This window comes from Bradyrhizobium sp. (genome assembly GCF_035484855.1).
Taxonomy (GTDB): Bacteria; Pseudomonadota; Alphaproteobacteria; order Rhizobiales; family Xanthobacteraceae; genus Bradyrhizobium.
Genome location: NZ_DATHOP010000273.1, coordinates 71,475 through 96,151, shown reverse-complemented (window position 1 = coordinate 96,151; position 24,677 = coordinate 71,475). Strand labels below are relative to the sequence as shown.

Annotated in this window: 27 protein-coding genes; 8 read left to right on the top strand and 19 right to left on the bottom strand. The window is 60.1% G+C overall.

Annotation, left to right across the window (positions count from 1 at the left end):
- Position 1 precedes the first annotated feature (1 nt).
- The 4 genes from VK804_RS31210 to VK804_RS31195 all read left to right on the top strand — a co-directional run bounded on the left by VK804_RS31210 (position 2) and on the right by VK804_RS31195 (position 4,791).
- Positions 2-1,075 carry a branched-chain amino acid ABC transporter permease gene (locus tag VK804_RS31210; protein ID WP_325752138.1) on the top strand — a complete coding sequence of 358 codons (1,074 nt, stop codon included), beginning with the start codon at positions 2-4 and terminating at the stop codon, positions 1,073-1,075.
- A gap of 55 nt (positions 1,076-1,130) precedes the next feature.
- The gene (locus VK804_RS31205) at positions 1,131-2,414 is read left to right on the top strand and encodes an ABC transporter substrate-binding protein (RefSeq protein ID WP_325752137.1); all 1,284 of its coding nucleotides are present in this window, start codon (positions 1,131-1,133) and stop codon (positions 2,412-2,414) included.
- A gap of 154 nt (positions 2,415-2,568) precedes the next feature.
- Positions 2,569-3,405 carry an ABC transporter ATP-binding protein gene (locus VK804_RS31200; protein WP_325752136.1) on the top strand — a complete coding sequence of 279 codons (837 nt, stop codon included), beginning with the start codon at positions 2,569-2,571 and terminating at the stop codon, positions 3,403-3,405.
- Positions 3,406-3,564: 159 nt separating this feature from the next.
- Positions 3,565-4,791, top strand: a complete 1,227-nt coding sequence (locus VK804_RS31195; protein ID WP_325752135.1) for a phenylacetate--CoA ligase family protein — start codon at positions 3,565-3,567, stop codon at positions 4,789-4,791.
- Between the two features lie 2 nt (positions 4,792-4,793).
- On the opposite strand, the gene VK804_RS31190 is transcribed toward VK804_RS31195, so the two are convergent.
- A complete protein-coding gene (locus tag VK804_RS31190; protein WP_325752134.1) occupies positions 4,794-5,162 on the bottom strand; it encodes a 2Fe-2S iron-sulfur cluster binding domain-containing protein in 369 nt (122 codons plus the stop codon).
- Between the two features lie 181 nt (positions 5,163-5,343).
- Between VK804_RS31190 and VK804_RS31185 the strand changes: the two genes are divergently transcribed.
- The 3 genes from VK804_RS31185 (at position 5,344) to VK804_RS31175 (ending at position 8,959) form a co-directional block, all read left to right on the top strand.
- Positions 5,344-5,493 (top strand): DUF5989 family protein, encoded by a 150-nt coding sequence (locus tag VK804_RS31185; RefSeq protein WP_325752133.1) that lies wholly within the window; start codon positions 5,344-5,346, stop codon positions 5,491-5,493.
- Positions 5,494-5,573: 80 nt separating this feature from the next.
- The gene (locus VK804_RS31180; RefSeq protein WP_325752132.1) at positions 5,574-6,854 is read left to right on the top strand and encodes a hypothetical protein; all 1,281 of its coding nucleotides are present in this window, start codon (positions 5,574-5,576) and stop codon (positions 6,852-6,854) included.
- Positions 6,855-6,916: 62 nt separating this feature from the next.
- Positions 6,917-8,959 carry an acyltransferase family protein gene (locus VK804_RS31175; RefSeq protein WP_325752131.1) on the top strand — a complete coding sequence of 681 codons (2,043 nt, stop codon included), beginning with the start codon at positions 6,917-6,919 and terminating at the stop codon, positions 8,957-8,959.
- A 43-nt stretch (positions 8,960-9,002) separates the two neighbouring features.
- On the opposite strand, the gene VK804_RS31170 is transcribed toward VK804_RS31175, so the two are convergent.
- From VK804_RS31170 to VK804_RS31100, 15 genes are all read right to left on the bottom strand, one after another.
- Positions 9,003-10,415: an MBOAT family O-acyltransferase gene (locus VK804_RS31170; protein WP_325752130.1), complete on the bottom strand. Its 1,413-nt coding sequence runs from the start codon at positions 10,413-10,415 to the stop codon at positions 9,003-9,005.
- Positions 10,416-10,427: 12 nt separating this feature from the next.
- On the bottom strand, positions 10,428-11,405 hold the full coding sequence (locus VK804_RS31165) for a hypothetical protein (protein ID WP_325752129.1): 978 nt from the start codon (positions 11,403-11,405) through the stop codon (positions 10,428-10,430).
- A 150-nt stretch (positions 11,406-11,555) separates the two neighbouring features.
- Entirely contained in the window at positions 11,556-12,371 is an 816-nt protein-coding gene (locus tag VK804_RS31160; protein WP_325752128.1) for a YdcF family protein, read from the bottom strand.
- Positions 12,372-12,468: 97 nt separating this feature from the next.
- Positions 12,469-13,293: an outer membrane protein gene (locus VK804_RS31155; protein ID WP_325752127.1), complete on the bottom strand. Its 825-nt coding sequence runs from the start codon at positions 13,291-13,293 to the stop codon at positions 12,469-12,471.
- Between the two features lie 122 nt (positions 13,294-13,415).
- Positions 13,416-14,504, bottom strand: coding sequence for a nucleotidyltransferase family protein (locus VK804_RS31150; protein WP_325752126.1), 1,089 nt, complete (start codon positions 14,502-14,504; stop codon positions 13,416-13,418).
- Positions 14,501-15,412 (bottom strand): sterol desaturase family protein, encoded by a 912-nt coding sequence (locus tag VK804_RS31145; RefSeq protein WP_325752125.1) that lies wholly within the window; start codon positions 15,410-15,412, stop codon positions 14,501-14,503. The genes VK804_RS31150 and VK804_RS31145 overlap by 4 nt, the downstream gene beginning before the upstream one ends.
- On the bottom strand, positions 15,409-16,482 hold the full coding sequence (locus VK804_RS31140) for a hypothetical protein (protein ID WP_325752124.1): 1,074 nt from the start codon (positions 16,480-16,482) through the stop codon (positions 15,409-15,411). The genes VK804_RS31145 and VK804_RS31140 overlap by 4 nt, the downstream gene beginning before the upstream one ends.
- A gap of 11 nt (positions 16,483-16,493) precedes the next feature.
- Entirely contained in the window at positions 16,494-17,012 is a 519-nt protein-coding gene (locus VK804_RS31135) for a S26 family signal peptidase (RefSeq protein WP_325752123.1), read from the bottom strand.
- Complete coding sequence (locus VK804_RS31130) at positions 17,009-17,743, bottom strand: DUF455 family protein (protein WP_325752122.1); 735 nt, start codon at positions 17,741-17,743, stop codon at positions 17,009-17,011. The genes VK804_RS31135 and VK804_RS31130 overlap by 4 nt, the downstream gene beginning before the upstream one ends.
- Positions 17,740-18,549, bottom strand: coding sequence for a DUF455 family protein (locus VK804_RS31125; protein ID WP_325752121.1), 810 nt, complete (start codon positions 18,547-18,549; stop codon positions 17,740-17,742). The genes VK804_RS31130 and VK804_RS31125 overlap by 4 nt, the downstream gene beginning before the upstream one ends.
- Positions 18,546-19,013: a hypothetical protein gene (locus VK804_RS31120; RefSeq protein ID WP_325752120.1), complete on the bottom strand. Its 468-nt coding sequence runs from the start codon at positions 19,011-19,013 to the stop codon at positions 18,546-18,548. The genes VK804_RS31125 and VK804_RS31120 overlap by 4 nt, the downstream gene beginning before the upstream one ends.
- 62 nt (positions 19,014-19,075) lie before the next feature.
- Positions 19,076-20,191 carry a hypothetical protein gene (locus VK804_RS31115; protein ID WP_325752119.1) on the bottom strand — a complete coding sequence of 372 codons (1,116 nt, stop codon included), beginning with the start codon at positions 20,189-20,191 and terminating at the stop codon, positions 19,076-19,078.
- Positions 20,192-20,313: 122 nt separating this feature from the next.
- Positions 20,314-20,472, bottom strand: coding sequence for a hypothetical protein (locus VK804_RS31110; protein WP_325752118.1), 159 nt, complete (start codon positions 20,470-20,472; stop codon positions 20,314-20,316).
- Positions 20,473-20,516: 44 nt separating this feature from the next.
- Positions 20,517-20,786, bottom strand: a complete 270-nt coding sequence (locus VK804_RS31105) for a PqqD family protein (protein ID WP_325752117.1) — start codon at positions 20,784-20,786, stop codon at positions 20,517-20,519.
- A gap of 351 nt (positions 20,787-21,137) precedes the next feature.
- Positions 21,138-22,103, bottom strand: a complete 966-nt coding sequence (locus VK804_RS31100) for a sterol desaturase family protein (RefSeq protein ID WP_325752116.1) — start codon at positions 22,101-22,103, stop codon at positions 21,138-21,140.
- A gap of 308 nt (positions 22,104-22,411) precedes the next feature.
- Between VK804_RS31100 and VK804_RS31095 the strand changes: the two genes are divergently transcribed.
- Entirely contained in the window at positions 22,412-22,951 is a 540-nt protein-coding gene (locus tag VK804_RS31095; RefSeq protein ID WP_325752115.1) for a hypothetical protein, read from the top strand.
- 41 nt (positions 22,952-22,992) lie between these two features.
- Here the strand turns inward: VK804_RS31095 and VK804_RS31090 are convergent, their stop codons facing one another.
- Genes VK804_RS31090 through VK804_RS31080 form a run of 3 tightly spaced genes read right to left on the bottom strand, consistent with a single transcriptional unit; the run spans position 22,993 to position 24,508 of the window.
- The gene (locus tag VK804_RS31090) at positions 22,993-23,619 is read right to left on the bottom strand and encodes a flavoprotein (RefSeq protein WP_325752114.1); all 627 of its coding nucleotides are present in this window, start codon (positions 23,617-23,619) and stop codon (positions 22,993-22,995) included.
- Between the two features lie 31 nt (positions 23,620-23,650).
- Entirely contained in the window at positions 23,651-24,301 is a 651-nt protein-coding gene (locus tag VK804_RS31085) for a 2OG-Fe(II) oxygenase (RefSeq protein WP_325752113.1), read from the bottom strand.
- A gap of 30 nt (positions 24,302-24,331) precedes the next feature.
- Complete coding sequence (locus VK804_RS31080) at positions 24,332-24,508, bottom strand: hypothetical protein (protein ID WP_325752112.1); 177 nt, start codon at positions 24,506-24,508, stop codon at positions 24,332-24,334.
- Between the last annotated feature and the right edge of the window lie 169 nt (positions 24,509-24,677).

Sequence of the window (24,677 nt, the reverse complement as noted above, 5' to 3'; positions counted from 1 at the left end):
CATGGCAGCCCCTTCCCTGATCCCGGCCGGCGACTTCCGCACTTCCTACGCGGCCGACACCACGATCTTTCCGACCACGACCAGCCGCAACATGGCGATCCTCGGCGTCGTGCTGATGTGTTTTGCGCCGCTGCTATTTTCCGCATACTGGCTCTCGATCCTGATCCAGATCGGGATCTTCGCCATCGCAGCCCTTGGCCTCAACATCCTGGTCGGCTTCACCGGACAGATCTCGATCGGGCATGCCGCGTTCTTCTTGTTCGGCGCCTTCACCTCGGCCTACATCTCGAACAATTCGCCGATTCCGGTGTTTTTCGCCATTCCGCTGGCGGGTGTGATCACCGCGCTGGTCGGCCTGATCTTCGGCCTGCCGGCGGCAAGGCTGAAGGGGCTCTATCTCGTCATCGCGACGCTGGCGGCGCAATATATCCTGTTGGATTTCTTTTCCCGCGCCGACTGGTTTTCAGGCGGCTCGGTGCCGGCCAGCGCCAATCCATTCTCGATCTTCGGTTATGCGTTCCGCGGCGACCGGCAATATTTCTACATCGTGCTGGCATATCTGGTCGTCAGCTACCTGCTTGTGACCAATCTGATGCGCACCCGCGACGGCCGCGCGCTGGTGGCGATCCGCGACCATTATCTGTCCGCGGAAATCATGGGCATCAATCTCACAAAATACCGCACGCTGTCGTTTGGCCTGGCGGCATTCTTCGCCGGCATCGCCGGTGCGCTGTACGCGCATTACCAGCTCGTGGTCTCCAACGAGGGTTTTGGCATCGAGCGCTCGATCCTGTTCCTCGCCATGATCATCATCGGCGGCACCGGCTCGATCATGGGTACCCTGATGGGCACCGCCTTCGTGGTGCTGCTGCCGGAATCGATCGAGTGGATCAGCAACGGACTGAAGGGTTCGGCGATCGACAAGGCGCTGTCGCTCAATAACAACATCACCTTCCTGCGCGAGATCACGATCGGGCTGATCATCATCGGCTTCCTGATGTTTGAACCCGACGGGCTCGCCCATCGCTGGCGGCAGATCAAGACTTACTGGAAACTCTACCCGTTTTCGCATTGAGGTTGGAACGAGACGGGCTACAATCGCAGCCAAGAACCAAATGGAGGAAACCAAAATGACCATGAAATCCCTATTAAGCAGCGTTTCGCTGGCGCTGCTGCTCGGCGGCGCGGCCTCAGTGGCGCAGGCGCAGATCGCGATCGGCCACTTGACGGATTATTCCGGCCCCACATCGGATGTCGGCACGCCCTATGGGCAGGCCGTTGCCGACACCCTGGCCTGGGTCAACAAGAACGGCGGCGTCGGCGGCAAGCAGCTCAATGTCGACAGCAACGACTACGGCTATCAGGTGCCGCGCGCGATCGCGCTCTACAAGAAATGGTCCGCCCCCGACAACAAGGTCGCCGCGATCATGGGCTGGGGCACCGCCGACACCGAGGCGCTGACCGGCTTCCTCGCGCAGGACAAGATTCCGGATATTTCCGGCTCCTATGCCGCGGCCCTGACCGATCCGGAAGGCAGCAGCGGCAAGGCCAAGCCTGCGCCGTATAATTTCTTCTACGGCCCGAGCTATTCGGATGCGCTGCGCGCCGAATTAACCTGGGCGGCCGACGACTGGAAAGCCAAGGGCAAGCCGGGCAAGCCGAAATTCGTCCACATGGGCGCCAACCACCCCTACCCCAACGCGCCGAAGGCGGCCGGCGAAGCGCTCGCCGCCGAGCTCGGCTTCGAGGTGCTGCCGCCGCTGGTGTTCGCGCTGGCGCCCGGCGACTACAGCGCCCAGTGCCTGAGCCTGAAGAGCTCCGGCGCCAACTATGCTTATCTCGGCAATACGGCTGCCTCCAACATCTCCGTGCTGAAGGCCTGCAAGACCGCCGGCGTCGACGTCCAGTTCCTCAGTAACGTCTGGGGCATGGACGAGAACGCCGCCAAGGCGGCCGGCGACGCCGCCGACGGCGTGGTCTTCCCGCTGCGCACCGCGGTCGCCTGGGGCGGCAACGCGCCCGGCATGAAGACGGTAATGGAAATTTCGAAAATGTCGGACCCGACCGGCAAGGTCTATCGTCCCGTGCATTATATCGCCGCCGTCTGCTCCGCGCTGTACCTGAAGGAAGCGCTCGACTGGGCCGTCAAAAACGGCGGCCCCACCGGCGAGTACGTCGCCAAGGGATTCTATCAGAAGGCCGACTGGGTGCCGGCGGGCATGGACGGCGTCTGCAATCCCTCGACCTGGACCGACAAGGATCATCGCGGCTCGATGAAGGTCGATCTCTATCGCGCGAAAATCTCAGGGCCCACCGACGGCGACCTCAACGACCTGATGGCCAAGGGCACCATCAAGCTCGAAAAGGTCAAGACCGTGGAACTGGCGCGCAAGCCGGATTGGTTCGGGTGGTGATCAATCGGTAGAAAGACGTCATGGCCGGGCAAAAGCGCGAAGCGCGTCTTCGCGCTAGATGTCCCGGCTATCCACGTCTTGCTTCGTGCGCACGACCAAAGACGTGGATGCCCGGGACAAGCCCGGGCATGACGAGTGATAAAGCACCCCCCACATGACCGAAGCCACCGACACAGTCCGCGCTCCACCAACAGCCGTTCCCACCCCGCTGCTTGCCGTGCGCAACATCGAGGTGGTCTATGACGACGTCATCCTGGTGCTGCGGGGCCTCAGCCTCGCGGTGCCGAAAGGCGCAATCGTGGCGCTGCTGGGGGCCAACGGCGCCGGCAAGTCGACCACGTTGAAGGCGATATCGGGACTGCTCAAGACCGAGGACGGCGAAGTCACCCGCGGCGAAATCATCTTCGACGGCGAGCGCATCGACGGCATCGATCCCGACAAGATCGTGCGCCGCGGCATTTTTCAGGTCATGGAAGGCCGACGCATCATCGCCGACATGACGTCGCTGGAGAACTTGAAACTCGGCGCCTTCACCCGCAGCGACAACGGCGTCGGCGCCGATATCGACATGGTGTTCCGCTATTTCCCGCGCCTGAAGGAGCGCACGGGGCTCGCCGGTTATCTCTCCGGCGGCGAGCAGCAGATGCTGGCGATCGGGCGTGCGCTGATGGCGCGTCCAAAGATGATCCTGATGGACGAGCCGTCCATGGGCCTGTCGCCGCTGTTGGTCAAGGAGGTGTTCGCCATCATCCGGGAGATCAACCGCGACCTCGGCGTCACCATCCTCTTGGTCGAGCAGAACGCGCGCGCCGCACTTTCGGTGGCAAGCCACGGCTACATCATGGAACAGGGCAAGGTGGTGCTCGACGGCTCGGCGGACGAATTGCGCGACAACGAGGACGTCAAGGAATTTTATCTCGGCGGCGCCGGCGACCAGCGCCGGAGTTTCAAGAATCTGAAAAGTTTCAAACGGCGGAAGCGGTGGCTGTAGGGTCACCCGTCTCTCGTTCGTCATGCCCGGGCTCGTCCCGGGCATCCACGTCTTTTAACGCCTCGATACAAGAAAGACGTGGATGCCCGGGACATCTAGCGCGAAGACGCGCTTCGCGCTTTTGCCCGGCCATGACGAAGTAAGTCCGAAGGACCGCAGATGACCGACCACTACGACGCCCTCGAGACCCGCGCCCCCGCCGAGCGCGAAGCCGACCTGTTTTCCCGGCTGCCGGAGGTCCTGCGCAAGGCGATGGCCGCGCCCGCCTATGCGGAGCGCCTCAAGGGCATCGATCCCGCTGACATCACCAGCCGCACCGCGCTGGCTCGCCTGCCGGTGCTGCGCAAGGCCGACCTGCCGGCCCTTCATAAGAAAGCCCCACCGTTCGGCGGCTTCGTCACTGAGGCGCCCGGCTCGTTCGGGCGGCTGTTCACCTCGCCCGGTCCGATCTTCGAGCCGGAGCCCACGCACGCCGACCCCTGGCGCGGCGCGCGGGCGCTGTATGCTGCGGGCTTTCGCCCCGGCGACGTGGTGCTCAACACCTTCAGCTATCATCTCACCCCCGGCGGCTTCATTTTCGATACGTCCGCGCGCGCGCTCGGCTGCGCAGTAATCCCGGCCGGCCCCGGCAATACCGAGGCGCAATTCGAATTGATCGAGGCCTATCGTCCGCTCGGCTACAGCGGCACGCCGGATTTCCTGAAGATCCTGCTCGATGCGGCGGCCAGCGCCGGGCGCGACGTCTCCTCGATCAAGCGCGCGCTGGTATCGGGCGCGGCCTTTCCAAAATCGCTGCAGGACGAAATAAAATCGCGCGGCGTCGACGCTTATCAGGCGTTCGGCACCGCCGATCTCGGCCTGATCGCGTTCGAGACCGGGGCCCGCGAAGGCATGGTCGTCAACGAGGGCCTGATCCTGGAAATCGTGCGGCCCGGCACCGGCGAAGCCGTCGCCGACGGCGACGTCGGCGAGATCGTCGTCACGTCGATCGACCTGCATCACCCCTGGATCCGGCTTGCGACCGGCGACCTCTCCGCCGCCCTGCTAGGTGCGAGCCCGTGCGGCCGGACCAACCTGCGCATCAAGGGCTGGATGGGCCGCGCCGACCAGACCACCAAGGTCAAGGGCATGTTCGTGCGCCCCGAGCAGATCGCGGAAATCGCCAGGCGCCATCCCGAGCTCGGACGCTTGCGCCTCGTGGTCACGCGCGAGGGCGAGATGGATGCGATGACGCTGAAGGCGGAAGCGGCCAATCCCGATGCGGGCTTGCGGGAAGCGGTCACATCGACGCTTCGCAGCGTCACCAAATTGTCGGGAACCGTAACTTGGGTCGAACGCGGGTCATTGCCCAACGACGGAAAGATCATCGCCGACGAGCGCGGCTAGCTTCAGAGATCGAGCACCAGAACCGGGGTTTTCGATCGTGAGCAGCAGATCATGATCACGTCGTTGCCGGCCCTTTCCTCATCGCTGAGATAGTTGTCGCGATGGTCGGGGACACCTTCGACAATCCTCGTTTCGCAGGTGCCGCAGCCGCCCATCGCGCAGGAAAAATCGACGTTGACGCCGGCATCGAGCAGCGTGTGTAAAATGGTTTTGTCAGGCGGAACGGAGATCGTCCTGCCGCTGCGATGCAGTCGAACCTCGAAGCCATCATCCATTGCCAACCCATCCGTTTCGCCAATGTCCGATACGATTGATACCCGAAATGATAGCCGGTTTTGTCCGGTAGTCCAATTCGTCGGCAGCCCGCCCAACAAACTATCTCCGGTGCTCGGGTTGATGTCGCAATTTCAGACTGATATCTGTTGCAAATCAAGACTGATCGAGGATGCCGCAAGTCGACGCGACCCCAGGGCCGTAACTTGCTGGCCGGCCATCGGATGCACCGGGGCCCTCTCGACGAGAGCATCGATAATCAGTCTAGCGGAGGAATGAATGTCGTTTCTTTCCGAACTTTGGCGATTCATGTCGACACGAAAGAAATATTGGCTTGTACCGATGATGTTCATGATGATCCTTTTCGGAGGGCTGGTCGCGCTGACCCAGGGCAGCGTCATTGCCCCCTTTATCTACACCTTGTTCTGATCGCGCATGCGAATCTCGGCAATTCAACGCTGTGCCATGACAGCGCGGCCGCAATGGCCTGATGCAGAGAGGCGCCTAGCGTGAGCTTGCTGAAAAAGATCGCACCGTGGATTGTCAGCGCGGCGCTCTGCCTGCTGGCCGCGGAAATACTCGGCGCAGCGCTGTTTTACCGAAATACCGGGTCTCTCGTTTATTTCAACGAGCCCAAAGCAAATCTTGCGGCCGTTGCTCCCAGTATGAAGCGGCACTTTCACCCCTACTTTGGATATACCGGGCCGTATTCCTTCCGGAGCTCCCTCTCCAAGTACAAGACCAACAATCTGGGATTCACACAGGTACAGGGACTGCAGGAAGTTCCTTTCAAACCGCAACCAAACGACTTCGTCGTCTTCGTCTTTGGCGGCTCGATCGCCTCCCGGCTTGTAAATCCGGAATATGACGGCACATCCTTGCAGCAGGCCATGCAGAGGCTCCCACAATTGGCGGGCAGGAATGTGGTGGTCTACAACATGGCGCAGGGTCCCGGAAAGCAGCCGCAGCAGCTGATGGAACTTGCATATCTGGTCGCAGCGGGCCAGCACATCGATCTCGTTCTCAATATCGATGGCGCGCTGGAGTTCGCCTTCGGGTTGATCAATTTCGAGAACGGGGTCGATCCGATATTTCCGCCGATGAACATCATGCTCGCCATTGGCGATGAACTCACGCCAATAGACGATTCATCTCCGGATTATTACGAATTGGCCTATGCTGTAACGCACGCGCGCGCCGAAAGTAGGCGTTACACGTTGCTGCTCGAAAACAGCAGGAGTGGCATTGCATATGTGAAGAATAGATTGCTGAAGGCTATCTACGATCGAAGCCTGCAAAGCAAATTAAGCGCGTACGACCAAACAGTCGCCAAAGCGACAGGCGAAGGTGTACGAAGGCGGCTGGGTCTGGATATGCCGACAAATACTTCGAGCGAGAAGGTCATTGAAGACAGCTTTGAGATATGGCTACGGTCTTCCGATCTAATGAAGGCGATGGCGAATTCCGTGGGAGCCGCATACTTGAACGTGGTGCACCCAAATCCATATCATTCGAAAAAGGTGCTTACGGAAGCCGAGAGGAAAACCCTGAATCTGCCGGAATCGGATCTCATGGTTCGCGGCGACTCCGCAGGTTATGCCCTCATTGAAAGCCACGGCGATCTGCTGAAATCGCGGGGCATCGTTTCCGGAATTGCACTTTTTGACGACATACCGGACACCATCTACGCCGACAACGCGGGTCACTTCGGCAAGCGCGGAGAAACGATGCTGGCCAATTTTGTGGCTGACCAGGCCGGCCTGAGATTGGGATCGCCGCAGAACAGATAGCGCCGACGCGGCCGCGCCTCACCTTGTACGCGGATGGGCCTCAGAGTAGCCTCCGAAGCATGATGTACCGTTTCGACATCGATGGGCTTCGCGCCGTTGCGGTCTTGCTGGTGCTCCTGTTTCATCTGGACCCCAGGTTGCTTTCCGGCGGGTTCGTCGGAGTCGATGTGTTCTTCGTGATCTCCGGCTACCTGATGACGAGGGTCATCGTGGACGAAAGTCGCGCCGGCGCGTTTTCGATTGCCGGCTTCTATGCGCGACGGTGCCGGCGCATCCTGCCTGCGCTTCTGGTGATGTTGTCGTTCACCGTCCCCGCCAACTACGTGATGCTTGCACCCGATGAATACCGGGCGCTCGGCAGCAGCGCGATCGCCGCGGCCTTGTCTTTCGCCAACCTGTTTTTCTACCATAACACCGATTATTTTGATGGCGCAGCCGGTCTGATGCCGCTGTTGCACACCTGGTCGCTCGGCGTCGAAGAGCAATTCTACCTGATCTGGCCCGCTTTGCTCATGGCGGCGTGGTGGCTGTTCCGGCACAGCCGTCACGGCATGGTAATTGCCGTAGCGGCCTGTACCGTCATCGGATTCGCCGTCAGCGTGTGGGCTGTCGGCGTCAACCAGAAGGCGGCGTTCTACCTGCTGCATGCGCGGCTTTGGGAGTTCGCGGCCGGCGGGCTGATCGTGTTCTGGCGCTGGCCCGCGCGATTTCGGCAAGTCCCGTCACTGCTTGGCCTGGTCCTGATTGCGGCTTCTGCCCTGACGCTGGCGAGGCCTTCCGCATTGTCGCCTTCGCCATTTCCCGGCATCAACGCGCTGGCGCCGGTCATCGGCGCGATGCTCATCATCGCGGCGGCACCGTCGAGCGTTGCCAATCAGCTGCTGGCGGTCGCGCCGATGCGGTTCATCGGCAGAATCTCCTACTCGCTCTACCTTTGGCATTGGCCGATCATCACATTCTGGGAGAAATACAACAACACTCAGCCGGACTTGATCGAGGGATCGGTTATCGTCGTCGCAAGCCTGGTGGCGGCAGCGCTCTCCTGGAAATTCGTCGAACAGCCATTTCGCCGCAAGAGCGTTCGGCCCGTGTCGGATATCTTCGTTGGGCTCTTTGCAGCGCTGCTGGTGGCGCTGGGTGGATATGGCATCGTCGCCAATCAGGGATTTCCGTCTCGCATGCCCGCCTCGCTGGCCCGTCTGGGTGACCGGACGGCCATGTGGTTCAGCTTCCATTGTCCGTATTCGGCAACGGCGATCGGCATCAACTGCGTCGTGGGCTCTCCCTGGGATACCGCGGCGGCGCGCGGTCTGATCTGGGGCGACAGCCACGCATCGCATTTAATGCCTTATCTCGACGTGGCCGGAAGGCAGACCAACCGCGCGATCGCCCTGCTGAACGGCTGCACACCTCCGTTGGGAGGTCGGGTGAAATCCGCTGCAGACATGGAGATGCAGCGCCCTGAAGTATGCGCAGCCGACCGGGCAAGGGGCATCGATCTTCTCAAGCGGTCCCCGGAAATCGAATTCGTGATCTTTGCGTCGAGGTGGCCTGGATTTCTGGATATGCTGCAGACCGACAATGATCCCGAGCCGAGAAGCGTCGCGCATGGCCTGGACCTGATCAGAGGGGAAATGCAGGCGACGATCGATGAAATCCGGGCGATGGGCAAACAGATCCTGCTGGTTGAAGGCATTCCGGTTTTCGATTTCGATCCGATCCCGTGCGCCAGCAGCAAGGGCACGCCGCTTTGGCGCAACGCCGGACGGGTCTGCGCCAATCCCGTTGCGAGTCTTCCGCTTTCGTCAGCAGCCAACCAGTTTGCTCTTTCCAGGGTCTATGATGAACTTGCCGGCAAGAACGAAGGCGTATTCAGCATTTCGCTTTCGCGGGCGATGTGTGCCAGCGGCAGCTGCCTGACGTACCTGGACGGCGAATTCCTGTTTCGCGATCCCCATCACTTCCGCCGCGATCTTTCACCTGAATTAACTGCGAAGCTGAGCGGGCTGCTCGGTCTGGATCAGGCATTGGCGCACCTCGGCAGCAATGCCCCAAAGCCGATGGAGATCCCGTCCGGCAAGCTCACCAGGTTGCCCGGACCATGATCCGTCGACGAAGAGACCTGCACGCAGCCCCATGCGAAGTTCGTCAAAATTCAAAATAGATGAACTTTGCCGAACTGCCCTGGCTGACGGTAATTGCAAGAGCGAACATCGCGACGACAACAGGCCAGAGAATTCCCTTATTCCAGGTGCGCACCGCCATGCGGACGCGCGAATGCGCATCGTACCGATGCGTGACCAAAAAGATAAATACCAGGATCAGCTCGAAGGCATATGTAGCAGCAAATGTTCGGAAGCCGTCCCAGGAGGCGGTAAACGGTCCTTGCAGGACACGATGTGCGGTGCCGATGTCCGGAGCCCGAAAATAGACCCACGCAAAAGTCACAAAATAGAACGTGCCGAGAATACCGAGCCACGCCGGCACGACGATGTTCCATCGCGCCAAGCGAGCGCGGAGCAGGTGAACACCGACGAGAGCCGTCCCATGCAAGGCCCCCCAGATCACGAAGGTCCAGGCCGCACCGTGCCACAGCCCGCCCAGGACCATGGTCGTCATCAAATTCAGGAGGCGCCGCCCTTCTCCGTTTCGGTTTCCTCCCAGGGGGATGTACAAGTAGTCACGGAGCCAAGAAGACAGGGTGATGTGCCACCTGCGCCAGAAATCGACGATCGAATGTGCCGCGTAGGGTCGCCGGAAATTGATCGGCAGCCGAATTCCCAGAATGCAGGCTGTCCCGATTGCCATGTCGGTGTAACCGCTAAAATCGCAGTAGATCTGCACGGAAAACCCGTGGATCGCGAGCAGGTATTCCCAAGCGCTGAGCTGTTGCGCAGTTGAAGCGTATACATGATCGACCACGCCGGCGATGATATCCGCAAACACCAGTTTTTTTGTCAGTCCGATGGCGAACAAGCAGACGCCGAGCGTGAATCGGGCATCGATCGCCCGCGTCCAATGCGAAAACTGCGGCAGCAGTTCGTTCGGACGCAGAATCGGTCCGGCGATGAGATGAGGGAAAAACAAAACGTAGGCCAGGAGCTTCTGCAGCTTTTTTTCGACGGGGTACTGCGATCTGTAGGTGTCGACAACGTATGCCGTTATCGTAAAAGTCATGAACGAAATGCCGAGCGGCAGTGCAAACCTGAAGGAAGTCATTTCGTCCGGGGTTACAAATCCGCCAGGCAAGATTGCAACGATATTGGTCAGGAGAAAAAACGCATATTTCACCACCAATAAGGGCGTAAAAAGCGCGAAGACTGCGATGACCAGACGGCGCTTGCGGGCTCTCGCATCAGCCGCAAGATCAATCCATATCGCTCCCGCCCAACCGATGAGAGTCAGCAGGTAGGGCAGCCAGACATCCTCGACGCGCCACCACGCGTAGAACACCGTGCTTCCACCGATAACAAGATAAAGCCGCCACCGAGCCGGCAACAAAAGATGTAGCGTCAGATAGGTGAGGAAAAAAACAAAAAATGGAATTTCGCTGAATAACAATGTACCGGCCGGTTACCGGGACGGAGCGCTTGACGGCAAACGAATGACCGGCAACAGCGCGTCGGCCATCAGTCCATGGGCAATCGCATTTGGATGTGGATCGCCCGGCATTGCCCAGATCTCTTCGGGCGGCCGCTTCCCCAGCGCGGGAAGAAGATCGATGTACCGCATTCCGAGGTCATTGGCGATTGCCTTCATCCGGTCGTGAATGAATCCAAAGCGATAGTTCGCCAGATCGTGGACGTCGGGCGTCATCGCCAAATACAATCGTATGTCATGGACCTTCGCATAATCAGCCAGCATCTTCATTTGGTTCTTCATTTCAATATACCCGGGCTGGTCCTCGCGATAGATGTCCTTGTAGTGATCGACCAGGCTTTGCTCGCCTGACTTGTTTGCGAGCCGCGTAAAGGCGATCCAGATTGTTACAGCGAATTCGCTGTTTCGCAACAGGATGTTGCCGCCGCCGGGGTCCAGTTTCTCCGCATCACGCAGAAAATACTGCACCACAATGTCGGTGGGATTCAGCGCTTTGAGTTGGATGAAAAACCGTTTGATATACCGTTCGGCGTTATAATTTCCGACTCCGCCATTCAGCACCTCGACGTCTTCACCCTCGTCGCGCAACCGCTGTTGCAGTCGGGCCGTGATCGTATCCTGTTCGGGCACTCCCCAGCCAAAAGTGATCGAGTCGCCCAGAAACAGAATTCGGCGTTTGGGCGGGGGCACCATCACGGGGCCACCGCGCAAGCCCCACTCGTTCAACCTGATATTGACGGACTGCAACAGTGCCGAAGCGTTCTTGACGTGCTCATGGCCGAGGTCCGGATCCGGGCTGGGAACCTTCAATTCGTTCGCATACCGCCACATCTCGATATCATAGCTCTTCATCGAGCTGTTCTTGATCCGAAGCAACAGCTCGATCCCGCCGGCCGTAACAGCAATCGAAGCGGCGCACAGCAAGGCGGTATAGAGGAAGTTCTTGTTCATGCTCTTGCTCTGAGAGGATGGAAATCCGCTTCAACATCAACCTATCGCAACGAAATTCAGATCCAGCCTGATAACCGGCATACATACATTAAGTTTGATGAACCGTTCTGGCGAGATTTCGCGGATCGGAATTGGCCCATTTCGATGTCATCACTGCAACCCGCGCGGCTCTGGACCGGGAAAGATCTCGCTGGTTTTGCCACTGATCCAGTAGGCGATCAGACCCATCCATTCGCGTGAAGCGGTGTCGACCCGGCCAAGCCCGCCGATGAAGAAGCGGGAAGGCCGGAGGAGATTGGCGCGGCCGCCCATTCGCCAGTCCACCGGATATGGTTCCACCGCAAATCCAGCCTTGCGAAAGATGCCGACCGCCCTTGGCATATGATAGGCCGACGTCACCAGGAGCCACCGCTCGCCCGGCTTCGGGACGACCAGGGTTTTGGAAAACTCGGCGTTTTCCTGGGTGTTGCGTGAACGGCGCTCCATGATCAGGCGATCTCTGGAAATCCCAAGACTTTCGAAAACCGGCAGGGCAAAATCAGCTTCCCTCGCCGGATCGCTGCTGTCCAGGCTGCCATTGCCGCCGGAAAACAGGATGCGCGCGTTCGGATACCTGTGGGCGAGCTGTGCTGCGGCAATAAGACGATCAATGGAAGGGCCAAACACCGGGGTGCCATGCATCGCCGACAAATCCGGTTCGATCGACCCGCCCAGGACGATGACGCCGTCCGGCGCACCCCGGGTTTCGTCCCACGGCGGAAATCGGGACTCCAGCGGATAGAGCAGCAAATTCCCGATCGGCGTGAAGCCGCAAACCGCAAGCAACAACAGGCTTGCCGCGACCAGCTTCCGGCCGACCGAATAAAACCGGGTGAGCAGCAGGATCAGTCCGGCAACGCCCGCGCCGACCATGAGATTCGACGGTAGCAGCATCACGCCGACCGTCTTGGAGAGGAAAAAGAACACGCTGAAATTCCCGGGGATGCCTGCCGCTTTCAGCGCAAATCATAGCGCCCCGGAGATCGCGATCAAAAGGCAAATTGCTGACAACACCGGCAGCCCGCTACTGAATTCCCCAGCCATGGGTCTTGAAGCTCAGGCGCACCCGCGCGATGTCGCCATTGGCATCGTGCAGAAAACTCTGGTGAGGCACGCCCGGGCAGAGCGTCGGCGTGCACGTGACCGCCTGCATGCGGTCGAGGTTGAAGTGCTGGTACTCGGCGCCGAGCAGAATGTCGCCGAGCGACCCCTTATATACCACATAGTCGAACCCCAAGCCGGCAAACCAGCCGTTATTCCAGGTGGTGCCGCTCAAATTCAGATCCGCAAGCACCCCGAACAGCGGGAAGTTGCAGGGGGCTCGTCCGGGAAATATGAATTGACCGCCGAAGGTACAGGTATAGCGCCCGTCAATATTCGCGCCGGCGTAGCCTCCGGTCCCGTACACCATCAGGCGATCCCAAGTGTAGCCAAGCTTCGGACCGACAGTCACGAGGTCGGTGATGAAGACAGTGGCGTTGAAATTGGAAAACGGCTCCGGCGGCGATACCGATACGTCGGACCTCATATTTCCCCGGCTGCCATTGTAGGCGCCTTCCAGACCGATAACCCACCTGCCCCACTGGCGCTGAACACCGGCGTGGCCGTCGTAGATCCAGTCGCTTGAGTGCGCCCTGAACAAGGTCGGCGGAATTCCGACCAGGGGAAGGTCCGGCATGAAACGCCGCGCCTCATACCACACACCCCCGGTGCCGGCCCCGATATAGAAGCCGGACCAGTCATAGGCAAGATCGGCGGCTACCGGCCGGGCCTTGACCGGCATGTCGGCCGCGAACACCTGTATCGATGTCATCGCGGCGACTGCAACGCCCAAGGCAAGCCTTTTCATCCCAGGCTCCCGCAACCGGAGAAAATCCGAATCGATCGCCCGAGCGTACCAGTATTTTCACACGAGGATGTTGCGTGAGCGCCACACATCGTCGATGAACCGACGGCTTCGGCTGCGACCAACTATCGCAAGTGGACCATCGATCGGGGCGGAATCTTCTGGCCGTTGCGGCGCGCGCGCCACTCGAACACACGGCTAGCCGCGGCTTCATAAATGAAGTACGCGACGAACGCCGCTCTGCGCCATCGTCGATCCATCAGCCCGAATTTGCGGCGCAGCTGTATACGCCGTCCCGACACCCATCCGCTGGGCTCTGTCGTCGGATCGGGCAATATGTGGTCGACCAGAAACTGGCGGGTGGACCGATCGAGCAACGCGTGCATTGCCTGGACGACAGCGGCGGTTTTCAACGAGGGAAACATCGCGGTCGCGATATGCAACGCGCCGAACAAGGGCCGCTCGATCTGCCAGGCCTTGGCGCGAGCCACGCAGGTTTCCAACTCGCCTTCATGGCGTTGCAGCAGCAGATAGAAGTCGACGTAGCGAACGAGTTCGGAGCTGAATTCATCCTTGGCGAGATGGAAGGCGTGAGCAAGGATCGCGTCGGCCGGCGACAGCCGGTAACCCGCGATCCCGTCTCGCTCGAACCATTCCCGGCGCTGCCAGATGCCATCGTAGTCAACGGCTGCACGCACGCGCTGCGAGAAGCCACGATGAATCTCGATCAGGACGCCGCCGATCACCACCGACAGCTCATAATGCTGCGGTGAAAAGGCAACCCAGTAGGTGTATTTGCGTGGATAGCCGGCGGCTTCCAGCTTTTGCATGGCCGCGGGAACCTGAGCCCAGGGAACATAGAGATCGACGTCCATCATCGGACGTTGCTCAGGACGATCATAGACGCGATGTCGGTAGTCGGCGCCCTTGTAGAACACGAAACCGTCCGGACCCAGAACGCGGAGCAACTCCATTACGCTGTCGCGATTGAGCTCGTAACGCTTCCGGTAAAGGGCATCGAGCGCGCGAAAGCGTGACTTCGCCGCGATCACCTGCTGCGGGAGGTCGTCGTCGGCGATCAGGAGCGACAACAACCGTTCGCGGTGGGCGTAGTTGAAAAATGCGGTGATGTCGGCATCGGCTTGCGGTGGCCACTCGCACGAAGTCGCAAGGTGGCAGACGATTGGCCAGATCTCGCGCGGAACCTGTGTCACTCGGCCGGCCCGAGCGGCGGCACGACGGCTCGAGGAGCCGGCCGGCTCCGCCGAAGCTCACGCGCGATCTCGACGAAAGGATAAGCGAGTTGCCCCAGCCATGATTCCGGCACCGGGTCGCCTTCGATGCCGTGCTCGGCAGGCGGCGGCAATACCCGCTCCGCGGTACCGAACCAATCGTCCCAGAACGAGAACAGCATGGAAAAATTGCTGTTGTACAATCGCTCGTCCTTGGCGTGATGCTTGCGATGAAAAACCGGACTGACCAGGACACGGCCCAGGCGACCGTAAGTCCAGTTCCACTCCGAGTGCTGCAAATACAGCACCCACGCCATCAGGAAGTCCAGCCAGAGCCACATCGCAACGCCGGTGCCGAGGATCTGGAACGGAATGAAAAGCCAGAGCCGCAGCAGGGTTTCGTCGACGACATGAAAGCGATGGTTGCTGACGATGGTCAGTTTGGTTTGCGAGTGGTGGATGCTGTGGAACGCCCAGAGAAAGCGGTTGGAGTGTTTCCAGCGGTGATTCCAGTAACCGACGAAATCAGACACCATGATGATGGTGAGCATCTGCAGCACCGGCGGCATCGAAGCCATCAGGTTGAGCTGCATCCACGGCGCGTAGGCGACAACCAGCCCGTGCAGCGCCTTGTACATCCAGACAAACAGGAAAAGATGATAGAACCCGCCATAGTAGAACACGAAATAAAGCAGGTCGATCCGGAAGTTGCGCGAGCCGTAGCGGACCCGCCAGTTCTTGCGGGCGGCGATTTCGAGAACGATCGTCACCGCGAGCACCAGACCCAGCTTGGCGTAGTCGCGTAAAGTCAGCGCCAGATAGGCCTCCGCACGCGAGGCGAACCAGGTCAGCCCGTTCAGAACTGCGGAAGGCAAGAGGTCGGAAATCACGACAGCGCCCGAGCGGGATGGCGGAGCAGGAAAGGCAGCATGGTTTGACGCACATGCGGGCGTCTGAACGACCAGATCAGGCCGTCAAGATAGTAGTGCTCGAACGCAATGAGAATGTAGACCGTTCCGAACCACCACTCCTGGCCGATGCTGACCATGTAGCCCCAGACCCAGTAGATCGGCAGTCCGGTCGCGATCAGCACCGGAATGAGAAAAATGAGTTTTGAGCTGACATAGCGCAAGGGGGCGGGAGCCCCTTCGCTCGCCGTACCGAACTTGCGACGGTGCAGCAGCCACACCAGCGTCAGGTATTGAACGTAGTGCGGCAGCAGCATCGCCACCGTGGCGATGGTGGAATCCTTGATCAGCAGATACGGATAGAAAAAGCCGAGGCTGGCCGCGAGAAACAAGCCTTCGGCCAGACCGAGCTGCTGCTTGCGCCGCACCAGGGCGATGCCGAGCTTGATCATGAAAAACGCGGCAGTGGCGCCGGCCACGATCTTGATGATCCAGTGCAGATCCTTCGAGAACCATCCGAAGAATCCCATGACTTCGTAGTGGGTATTGATATTCCACAGCGCCAGGAAGGCGCTGACTGCGACAATCGCGTTGTTGGCCGCCTTCTTCTGCTCGATGTCGGAGGCGCCGGCGCGGCTGCGATAGATCGACAGGATCCCGCAGTTCTGCCGCGACACGTGCCAGGTATTCCATCCGAACAGCACGACCTGGACCACGTAGGGTATCTCGAAGCCCAGCACCAGGCCGTAAACGACCGCGAGCAGCAGCGGGCCGGCGAAGAACGCCAGCCAGCGCGAGCGGAAATATTCCCTGTTCTCGTCCCAGAAATAAAACACCAGGGTCGAGGCATAATGCGAGACCGCGAGCGCGAAGGCACAACCGATGGCGAGGAAGGGAATTTTCCAATAGATGCCGACAAGGATCGGCAATGTCACGAGCGGCGCGCAGATCAGCAGGAAGAAATCGAAAGACGCCGAATGAATCCAGGCAGCACCTTCGATGCGGGCGCGAATTCCCAGCGACCCGACGCCGGTATCATTGATGCTGGACATTCCGGCCCCCGTTAGCTCGGCAATATGCGGCGAAGGAGCGCCCGCCATGAAGCACCCGCAAACACCAGCGGTCCTTGTCCCCATACGGATCGAACACGATAGACGCGCCGGACGCGCTGCGTCAAGCGTTCGATCGGCTGCCGCGGAGATCGAAGAAACCACAGCAAGAGCCTGCGGCGCAACGATTTTGGCGCCGGCGCCACATCGCGGATGACGCCGATCACGAGGTCAGGCACGATCGGCTCGTCCGGCAAGGGATTGTTGTCACCCCAGGTCAGCAACCAGGCAGTGGTGCGCGCGACGACACGATGGACGCCGACCTGATTGTCATAACGAAAGACGGCGACATCCCCGACCATCGGCTCCATTCCGCATCTGACCGTAACCGGCTGCCCCGGAGCGATCGCCGGCAGCATGCTGATTCCGCCAAACGACGTCGTGAACTCGCGGCGCTCGCGTTTCCACAGCGTCGCAACGCCGTCGATCTGCGCGGTCGACAGCGATTCCAGGCCGCCGGCCGCGCGCATCATTTCTGGTCGGCGAGCACTCGCGCCGACTTGATTTCATCATCGGTGAACCCGGCCTCGCGGCGCAGGTCGTCGGAAACCGGATAGAACACGACGTCGTCGCCGACGATTTCCTTCATCGCCGCGTTGGCGTGGGCGATCGCCCGCGCCAGCGCCATCATGGCCCGCGCACCCTCGCGATCGACGATTTTCTTGATCCACTCGTTGGCAAAGCGGACATGCTGCATTTCATCGGCAAGTTGCTGGTCGAACAGGGCGGTGAATTCGACGTCCTCCTTGCGCCTCGACGAATCGATGCCGTCCTGAATAGCGTCCATGCCGGCCGCCTCGAAGCTGCGGTTGGCAACCGTTAGACGTCCGATCAGCGAGGGAATCATCATCATGATCCGGAACTGGAAATTGATGACGGGGAATTGCCCGAGATAGCCGCCTCTTTGTTCCAGCAGGCGGCGAAACGCGGCGGCGTGCCGTGCCTCGTCCGCGGCCTGGCGCGCGATCGCCATCCGTAATCCCCAATCCGCATCCGGAAAGTCGACGAGATTGCGCGCCGCCATCTCGGTGGCGTTGATCTCCTCGTTCATCTGACGAGTCAGGAACTCGAGGACCGAAAGCGGGTTGTCATGAGGATAGTTGGGCAGTTCGTGCCAGCGATCCTTGGAATCAAACCGAGCATCGCGGACGGGGTTGTCGCCGAACAATTTGGGATCGAGCGGCTTTGCGGTCTCCGGTTTCACGCGGTCTTCTCCCGTGGAACGAGCGTACGGAATCCCGCCTGACGCAGAATCTCGTGGATCTCGTCTTCGGAAAATTCCGCTGCCTGCCGCAGATCGACATTGACCGCCGGGATACGCTTCTCCGGCGAAGCCAGTTTGGCGCCCACCGCGTTCACCTCTCCGCCTTCCTTGATCTGGAAGTTGGCGTTGGCCGCGGTCAGGAAGCGGATCGCCGACGCCATTCTCATAAGTTCCCGCGGATTGCTCTGGGCCAGCTTCTTGATCCAGCGGTTGGCGAAGCGGACATGCTGGATCTCGTCGACGTTGATGCCGTCCAGCATGTCAGCCGTCCGGTCATCGCCGATCGCCCGAAAATTCAGGGCAAGGCCGCCGATCACGTCCATGGCGCCCGCCTCGAGCGTGCGGTTCTGGATCGCGATCCGTCCAACCAGATTGTCGACGGCGCACGTCATGTCGAATTCGAGCGTGCTGACGGGGAACTCGCCCTTGTATCCACCCAGTTCCTTGAGGCGGCGATAGAGCACGCGCACATGGCGGGCCTCGTCCCAGGCCTGCCGCGCCAGCTCCATGCGCAGCCCCCAGGGAGCGTCGGGAAACTCGGCCACGCATATCGCCGCCATGTCGACGCTGGTCATCTCGTTCGCCATATGGCGATGAATCATTTCACGGCGCGCGATCTCGGAATTGTCGCCGTATTCGTGCGCGTCGGCATCGCGGTTGACCACCTTGAAGCAATCATCGCGAGCGGGCGGCTCGCGCAAAACCGTGTCGCCTATCTTGTAGAAGCCGATTTCCTCGATGTTCATGCCGCCACCTTTTCCTCAGCAACGATGTCCGCGATCGATTTCTCGCGCGCCGCGATGGCCGCCGCGGCACCCGAGCTGAGTTTCAATTCGCGCTGCAGTTCGGCCGCATCGATCCGTTGACGCTCGAGATCGACGATATTGCGCTGGAGGGTCACGATTGTGGGCTCATCCAGGATAGGATCGGTCGCCGCGATGTAGTGCTTGAATCGCACGATGACCCCGGGGATCACGCCGTCATACAGGCTTGCGATCCGGTCCGCGGTCGTCGATGCCTTGACCACGTCCTTGAGGAACGCATCGTAGGCGGCAATCGGCGCTATCGAATGCTGTTCCGGGAGCCGCAACTCGAAGGTGCGCTTGCCCAGCGCGTCGGCCATCTGGGCATATTCCCAGATGTGGCGCCCCATCATCACCTTGGCTTCCATCTCGGGCGTGATCGGTGTCCAGCGCGCGGCCGTTTCCATCATCCAGACGCTGATATAGCGGAATGTTGCAACGCTGCGTCCGCGCTCGCTTACAGATGTAATCATTCGCATGCAAAAACCTCTTCGAGATAAAGGGCGGTCTCGTCCGGATCGCCGGGATGGAGCTGATATACCTTGGTAGTCGCCAGCAGCCGGGTCAATTCGAATATCCGGCGGCTGTGCGAGGCGTTCAAAAACGAACTCATAAGTGGCTGAAGTTCCACGATTTCCTCTCGCCCAGGTTTGATACGTTCTAAGGACGGACGCGCCGCAAACCCCCTCAGAAAGACGACGCGGCGAAGCGGAACCGGCTGCGGCGCCCCGGTCGGAAAGATGGTGTCGACGTCAACCCGAAAAAACCCGTCGCGCTCGATCTGCGCCGCAGCCGTGGCAGGCAGGCCGCGCTCGACCGCGGTGGCGCGGGGCCCCGGCTTGATGCCGACAGGCCGGCGAAACGGAATCAATTCGCCGCGCTCGGGAATGTAGCCTGCGACCTCGTCGCTGAGGAAATTGTGTCCGCGGGCCGCAAGCGCCAGCGACGTGGTGGACTTTCCGCCTCCGGACGGACCGACAAAAATGGTGCCTTCGCCAAAGATGCCGAGCGCCGAGGCGTGAAAGAAAATAGCGTCGGATCGCATGCGCAGCAGACGCCAGAACAGAAACCAGACGATGCTGAGACGCCACCGCGGTCCGAGCGCAAAAATGCAGTCGCGATCGCGGAACGCGAACATCGGCACATCCGAGTCACGAAACGCGACGCTCTTCCAACCCGCCTCATCGAGGGCAAGCGCCACGAAATTTCCGCGCGCTTCATTGATGGCGTATTCGAATTCGAGGCCGTCGAACGGAATTTCATTTTGGCCGGACAGCCGAAACCATCCGAAATCCGGGTGGATGCGGGCACGAACATCCAGGTGAATATCGGAAGCAAGTGCGGAAATCGTCGCGGACCGATCAGGCGCCGCGGCGCCCGCGCCTCCGAACATCATGAAAAAATCAGGGAACAGCGACTTATCGTCGCAATCGATCGTGATACGACGGCCAGCCATATCGGCCTGCATGGAGACCATGTCGGCCGGCTCACATTCCCGGAACTGCCGAAGCAACGCCTCAAACGACCGGCGCGGGGCAGAACCCGGTTCTGATCTATGTTGGGCCAAAGCTCGGTGCACGTTCATACCCCAAGCGCGCCCCAAACGAACACGCGGGACGCGCCAAACTCGGATTTCGCACTAGCCCGCCCTGGCCTTCCAAAAGGAAGGCCAACCTCATCGTAAAGACGCCTACGACGACGCTGGGATCAGCAGCTCGCGATGCCCCACCACACACCCATCGACTGGGTGATCTGGAACGAGTTGAGGATATCTTTCTCGCTCATCGCCTGAATCTTCGGCGCTTCATAACGCGGAAGAGTCTGAGCCTTGGCTTCCGTATCCTTGGTATCGATCTGCTTGTTCATCGCAATTCCCTTTTCAGATTAAGTAGATAGGCTACCCCTTCGGCTTACTCCTTGGTGATCATCCCGAGAGCAACCAGCTCGTCGAGACCGGCCTTCATATCCGCGGCAACCGGGGCCCCTTCGGATAAGGCAAATTCCTTGGGAACGGATTTTACAATCCCTTCCATGTCGAATTCACCCTCGCAGTGCCGCCACAGATACGCCATCGTCGAGTTGAGCACGTAAAACTGCGATTTGGCCGGATCGAACAGCATGATATCGCTGCCCAAAGGGGCCTCTTCGATCTTCGAATTACGTACGTAGCGTTCAGTCATTCAGAAAAAAGCCAACATAGAGGGTTCGCGGCAAGGTCGAAAATGACCCTTCACGGCCCCGTGAGAAAACTTACCACAGGGGGGGTCGCATGAGTCAAGGTCTGGGCCGCTCCGACACCGGCGAATTGCAGAATTTCTTGGGGAGTGTGGCAGCTGAGCCTCTGTCAGATATTGGACGGAGCGAATTCTCGGGCCATTTACCGGCCTTTCGCCGGTTCCTGAATTTTGCGTTCGGCCGGATCACCTAGGTGGGGCATTAGGCCGCAACCGCCGGCCTTAAGGCCCATGGTTGGCCCAAGGGGCGGGTTTCGTGGCGCAAGGCGATCCGGCGGTTCCTCTTCCGGCCACGAATCAAGGCGCCGGGGCACCGGGATTTTCGGCCCTGACCTCCCACAACGACATCACCTTGCGGACTGGGTAGGACAGCACAAATCCCAAACTCTTGTAGAAAACCAGGGTGTCGTGCGCGAATTGCCTGAAGGGTTGGCGATCGTATCCGGGATCCCCGATCCCGTACTCGGTCGGCTTCTTTGCTCCGCCATACCAGGTACCGAACACATGATCCCAGAGCGGACAGTTGCTGAAATTCGAGTCGCGGTGTTCCTCATCGGTCGAATGGTGCAACTGATGAACCAGCGGGCTCGCAAAAATCCATCGCCCGATCCAGCCCCAGCTCCACGGCAGCTCGGAATGCTGGCAAAAATTGACGAAGTTGCCGACGAACAGCGCCACCAGCATGGCACTTTCGGAAACGTTGAGAATGATCAACGGCGACAAGAAATTGAAGACCCGCAAAAGAGATTCCAGCGGATGAACGCGGTGCGCCGTCAGGAAGTTCAGCTCGGGCGCCGCATGATGAAATCGATGTACGTTCCAGAACAGCGGCTGGTGGTACATGCGGTGTATCCAATAGCCGAATAAACCGCCCGTGATCCAATAGACCAGGAACGAGAACGCAATTTCGAAGATTCCGTCGGAAGGCAGCGTTATGCGTGCCCAGTGCAGTTGTTCGGCGGCGGCATTGCCAAGCCGGTTGCCGCCGATCGCGATGCCGAACGACAGCACGATCTCGAGCAGGGTTACGACGCCGGTGTATTGCAGGAGATAATAAACCAGATCGATCTTTGCGGAGGTGCTTCGCCGAACAAACAGCCGATATGCGGTCGTCTTGTTCCAGTCGCGAAAGAGGGCCTCACCCGCAATCAGCGAAATCACGACTCCGGTTACGACGGCCGGTGGCCCCAGCAGGTGATGGTCGACAAAAAAGACCCAGAGCCGGTGGTAGATGTATTGGAGCCGGTCAGCATCTATAGGCACCACGGAACCCCACTGGTCCAATACTGGCGGCAACGCGCCAGGGCGAAGTCACCGATCGCTAAGCCCAAGAGCCCCAAAAGACAATATGCGCGCTAATTCATCAAGATACTCGCCGACGCCCTGTTCTGTCAATGTGACGCCGCCGCAGCGATCGTCCTCCGCTGAGCCAAAATCGGCCTTCATTACCGCATTTGGAGGCTCGTGCCGGCTTTGCGGAGGCTTCGCCATCGCGGCGAAAGTTGACGGTATCGGTCATTGGCAGCCGCATGTTTCGAACTAAGATGATCCTCCCGCAGGAGAGCGCAGAGATGACTGAGCGGATCGCAGTCCCTGACGCCTCGCCCGCGGGCGCCGAGCGCGGGGGGCGGCTTGGGCTGCGGACGGTGCTCATCGTCGTCGCCTTGATCGAGTTACTCGAGGCGCTCTTCGACTTGCCCGACTTGTTCTGGGGTGTGCACCATCTGTTTGGCGAGGCATCGGGATCGGGCTACGCCGAGGCGATCACCACGGCGCATCTGGTCTGTCATCCGCTGCTGGCGATGGCAGCCGTGGCATTCGCGGCGACCGGGCGGGTGCGCCACGCGATCATCGCGCTTGGCATCGTCGTGATCATGACCTTGATGAACCACCTGCCGTGGCTGGGACGGCTCGACCTCGCCAAGGCACGGGACCTCCAGTGGGCCGCGAAACAAATTGTCGTCTTCCCGCTGCTGGCAGCCTTTGCGATTGCGCTCGCCGCGCGGGGCAAGTGGCCAGGGCTTGCGACCGCACTCGTCAGCATCCCCACGATCAGCAATCTGGCCAGCCTGACGGCCTACGTTGTCGGTCAAATCATCAATGGGTTCTGATCACAGAGCCGATTCCCCGCCGGGGGCACCGGCCGCAATCGTCAACTTTTCGCGGGATTCCGACGCGCCATTCCGCCCGATTTGGGATCGGCGAGAACGGCTGACATCTGCAACAACAGCGAGGGGATCGGAAAGTTGTCGCCCAATCGTTCCATGTCCTCGCGCGTCGCCACTTCCGGTCCCGCGATCTGCGGCAGGACCAGATAGCCATCCGCGCGCAACCGCTCGATGTTCCGTTGCACGGCCGGATGATGGATCATCGCGGGGTTCGATTCCGGCATGAACAGTACCGGCGCCTCGGTGGCGATGATCAGCGCGGTAATCAGCTCATCGGTGATCCCGTTTGCGACCTTGCTGAGGATGTTCACCGTCGCGGGAAAGACCAGGACGAGGTCGACGTTCCGCCCAAGCTCGATATGCGGGACGAAGACACCATCCCCGGTATCGTCCATCTCGATGAAGACACGGTTGCGGCTCGCGACTTCCACCGCATGCGGCGACACCAGTTTTGCAGCCGCGCGCGAAAGCACGACCTGCACATCGTCGGCGAAGTGATGAAGCAGATGGAGAATGATCCGGGGCAGCGAATAGACGATAAACCCGCCGCTCGCGCAGAGCAGAATGCGGCGTGCGCGCTTGCGGCCGTCCTTGCGATCGCCCTGCATCATCCCACCACGCTTGAACGGCGCATCGGCCGGCTCACGACGCCACGAAGAAGTTCGGATTTGGCAATTCGGCCGCGGCATCCGACAGGAACGTATAGATGATCGTGAAGCGCGTATCGGCCTTGACGCGGCTTACCGCGTGAAACGACTTCGAGTCCAGCCCGAAACAAACGGCGGAGTTGGAAATCTGCCTGAAGACGATCGCCATATCCGCCGGCTTCGATCCCGAAAGCAATACCAGGTTGCCGCCCGAGTCGACCGGGCGTCCACGGTTCAGCGTCACCACGATGCGGTGCGTTTCATGCGGCACCTTGTCGGTGTGAATGTAGGTCTGCTGACCCGGAAACATCTTGTGCGCGGAGATATTGATGCGGCTCGAAACCGGGAAGCCGATCGCCCGCGTCACGCCATCCCGAATCCGGGCAAGCACGCCGCCGTCCCAAAGCCCTTCGATTTCCTTGCAGTGGGTAAACTGGCTGAAGCCCAATTCGTACTGCTCGTAGCGCATCGACTCGTTGAGGGCCCAATTCGATTCGGTTTCGAGCCAGCCAAGCAGGGTTTCCGCGAACTGCTCGGTATAGAACCGTGGTGAAACGATGTGGAGATAAGGATCGGTCCTTCGCACCACGTTGTCGAACGACAGAACGTCGTCGGCAACTTCCATCACCCTTGCCGCGCTGACCATTCCTCGCTCCCCAGGACCGTTGCTGCTGCTCTAGGTCGATTTTTCGTTCGAATTGGGCGTCGCTGCCTGCGATGCTCCCTCGCCCGATGCCGGGCGACGGGCCGCCTGCAGCGCACGACTCATCAGGCGGACATATTCCTGGTTCAAATCCTTTCGAACCTGGTCCAGAATCGCGGGATCGGTTTCGATGAGGTCGTCGGCTTCCAATGCTCGTCTCGCTGACATCGCTGGCAATCCATGGTCGAGCGCAGGGGTAGAGGGTGCAGGTTTAACACAGATGATATGCAAGGCAAATCTTCCGGCCGCCCGGCAATTTCCTTTGACCGGAGAATGCATTATCAGCCAGCATGGTTTGCCGGTCCGGTCGAGTATCGGG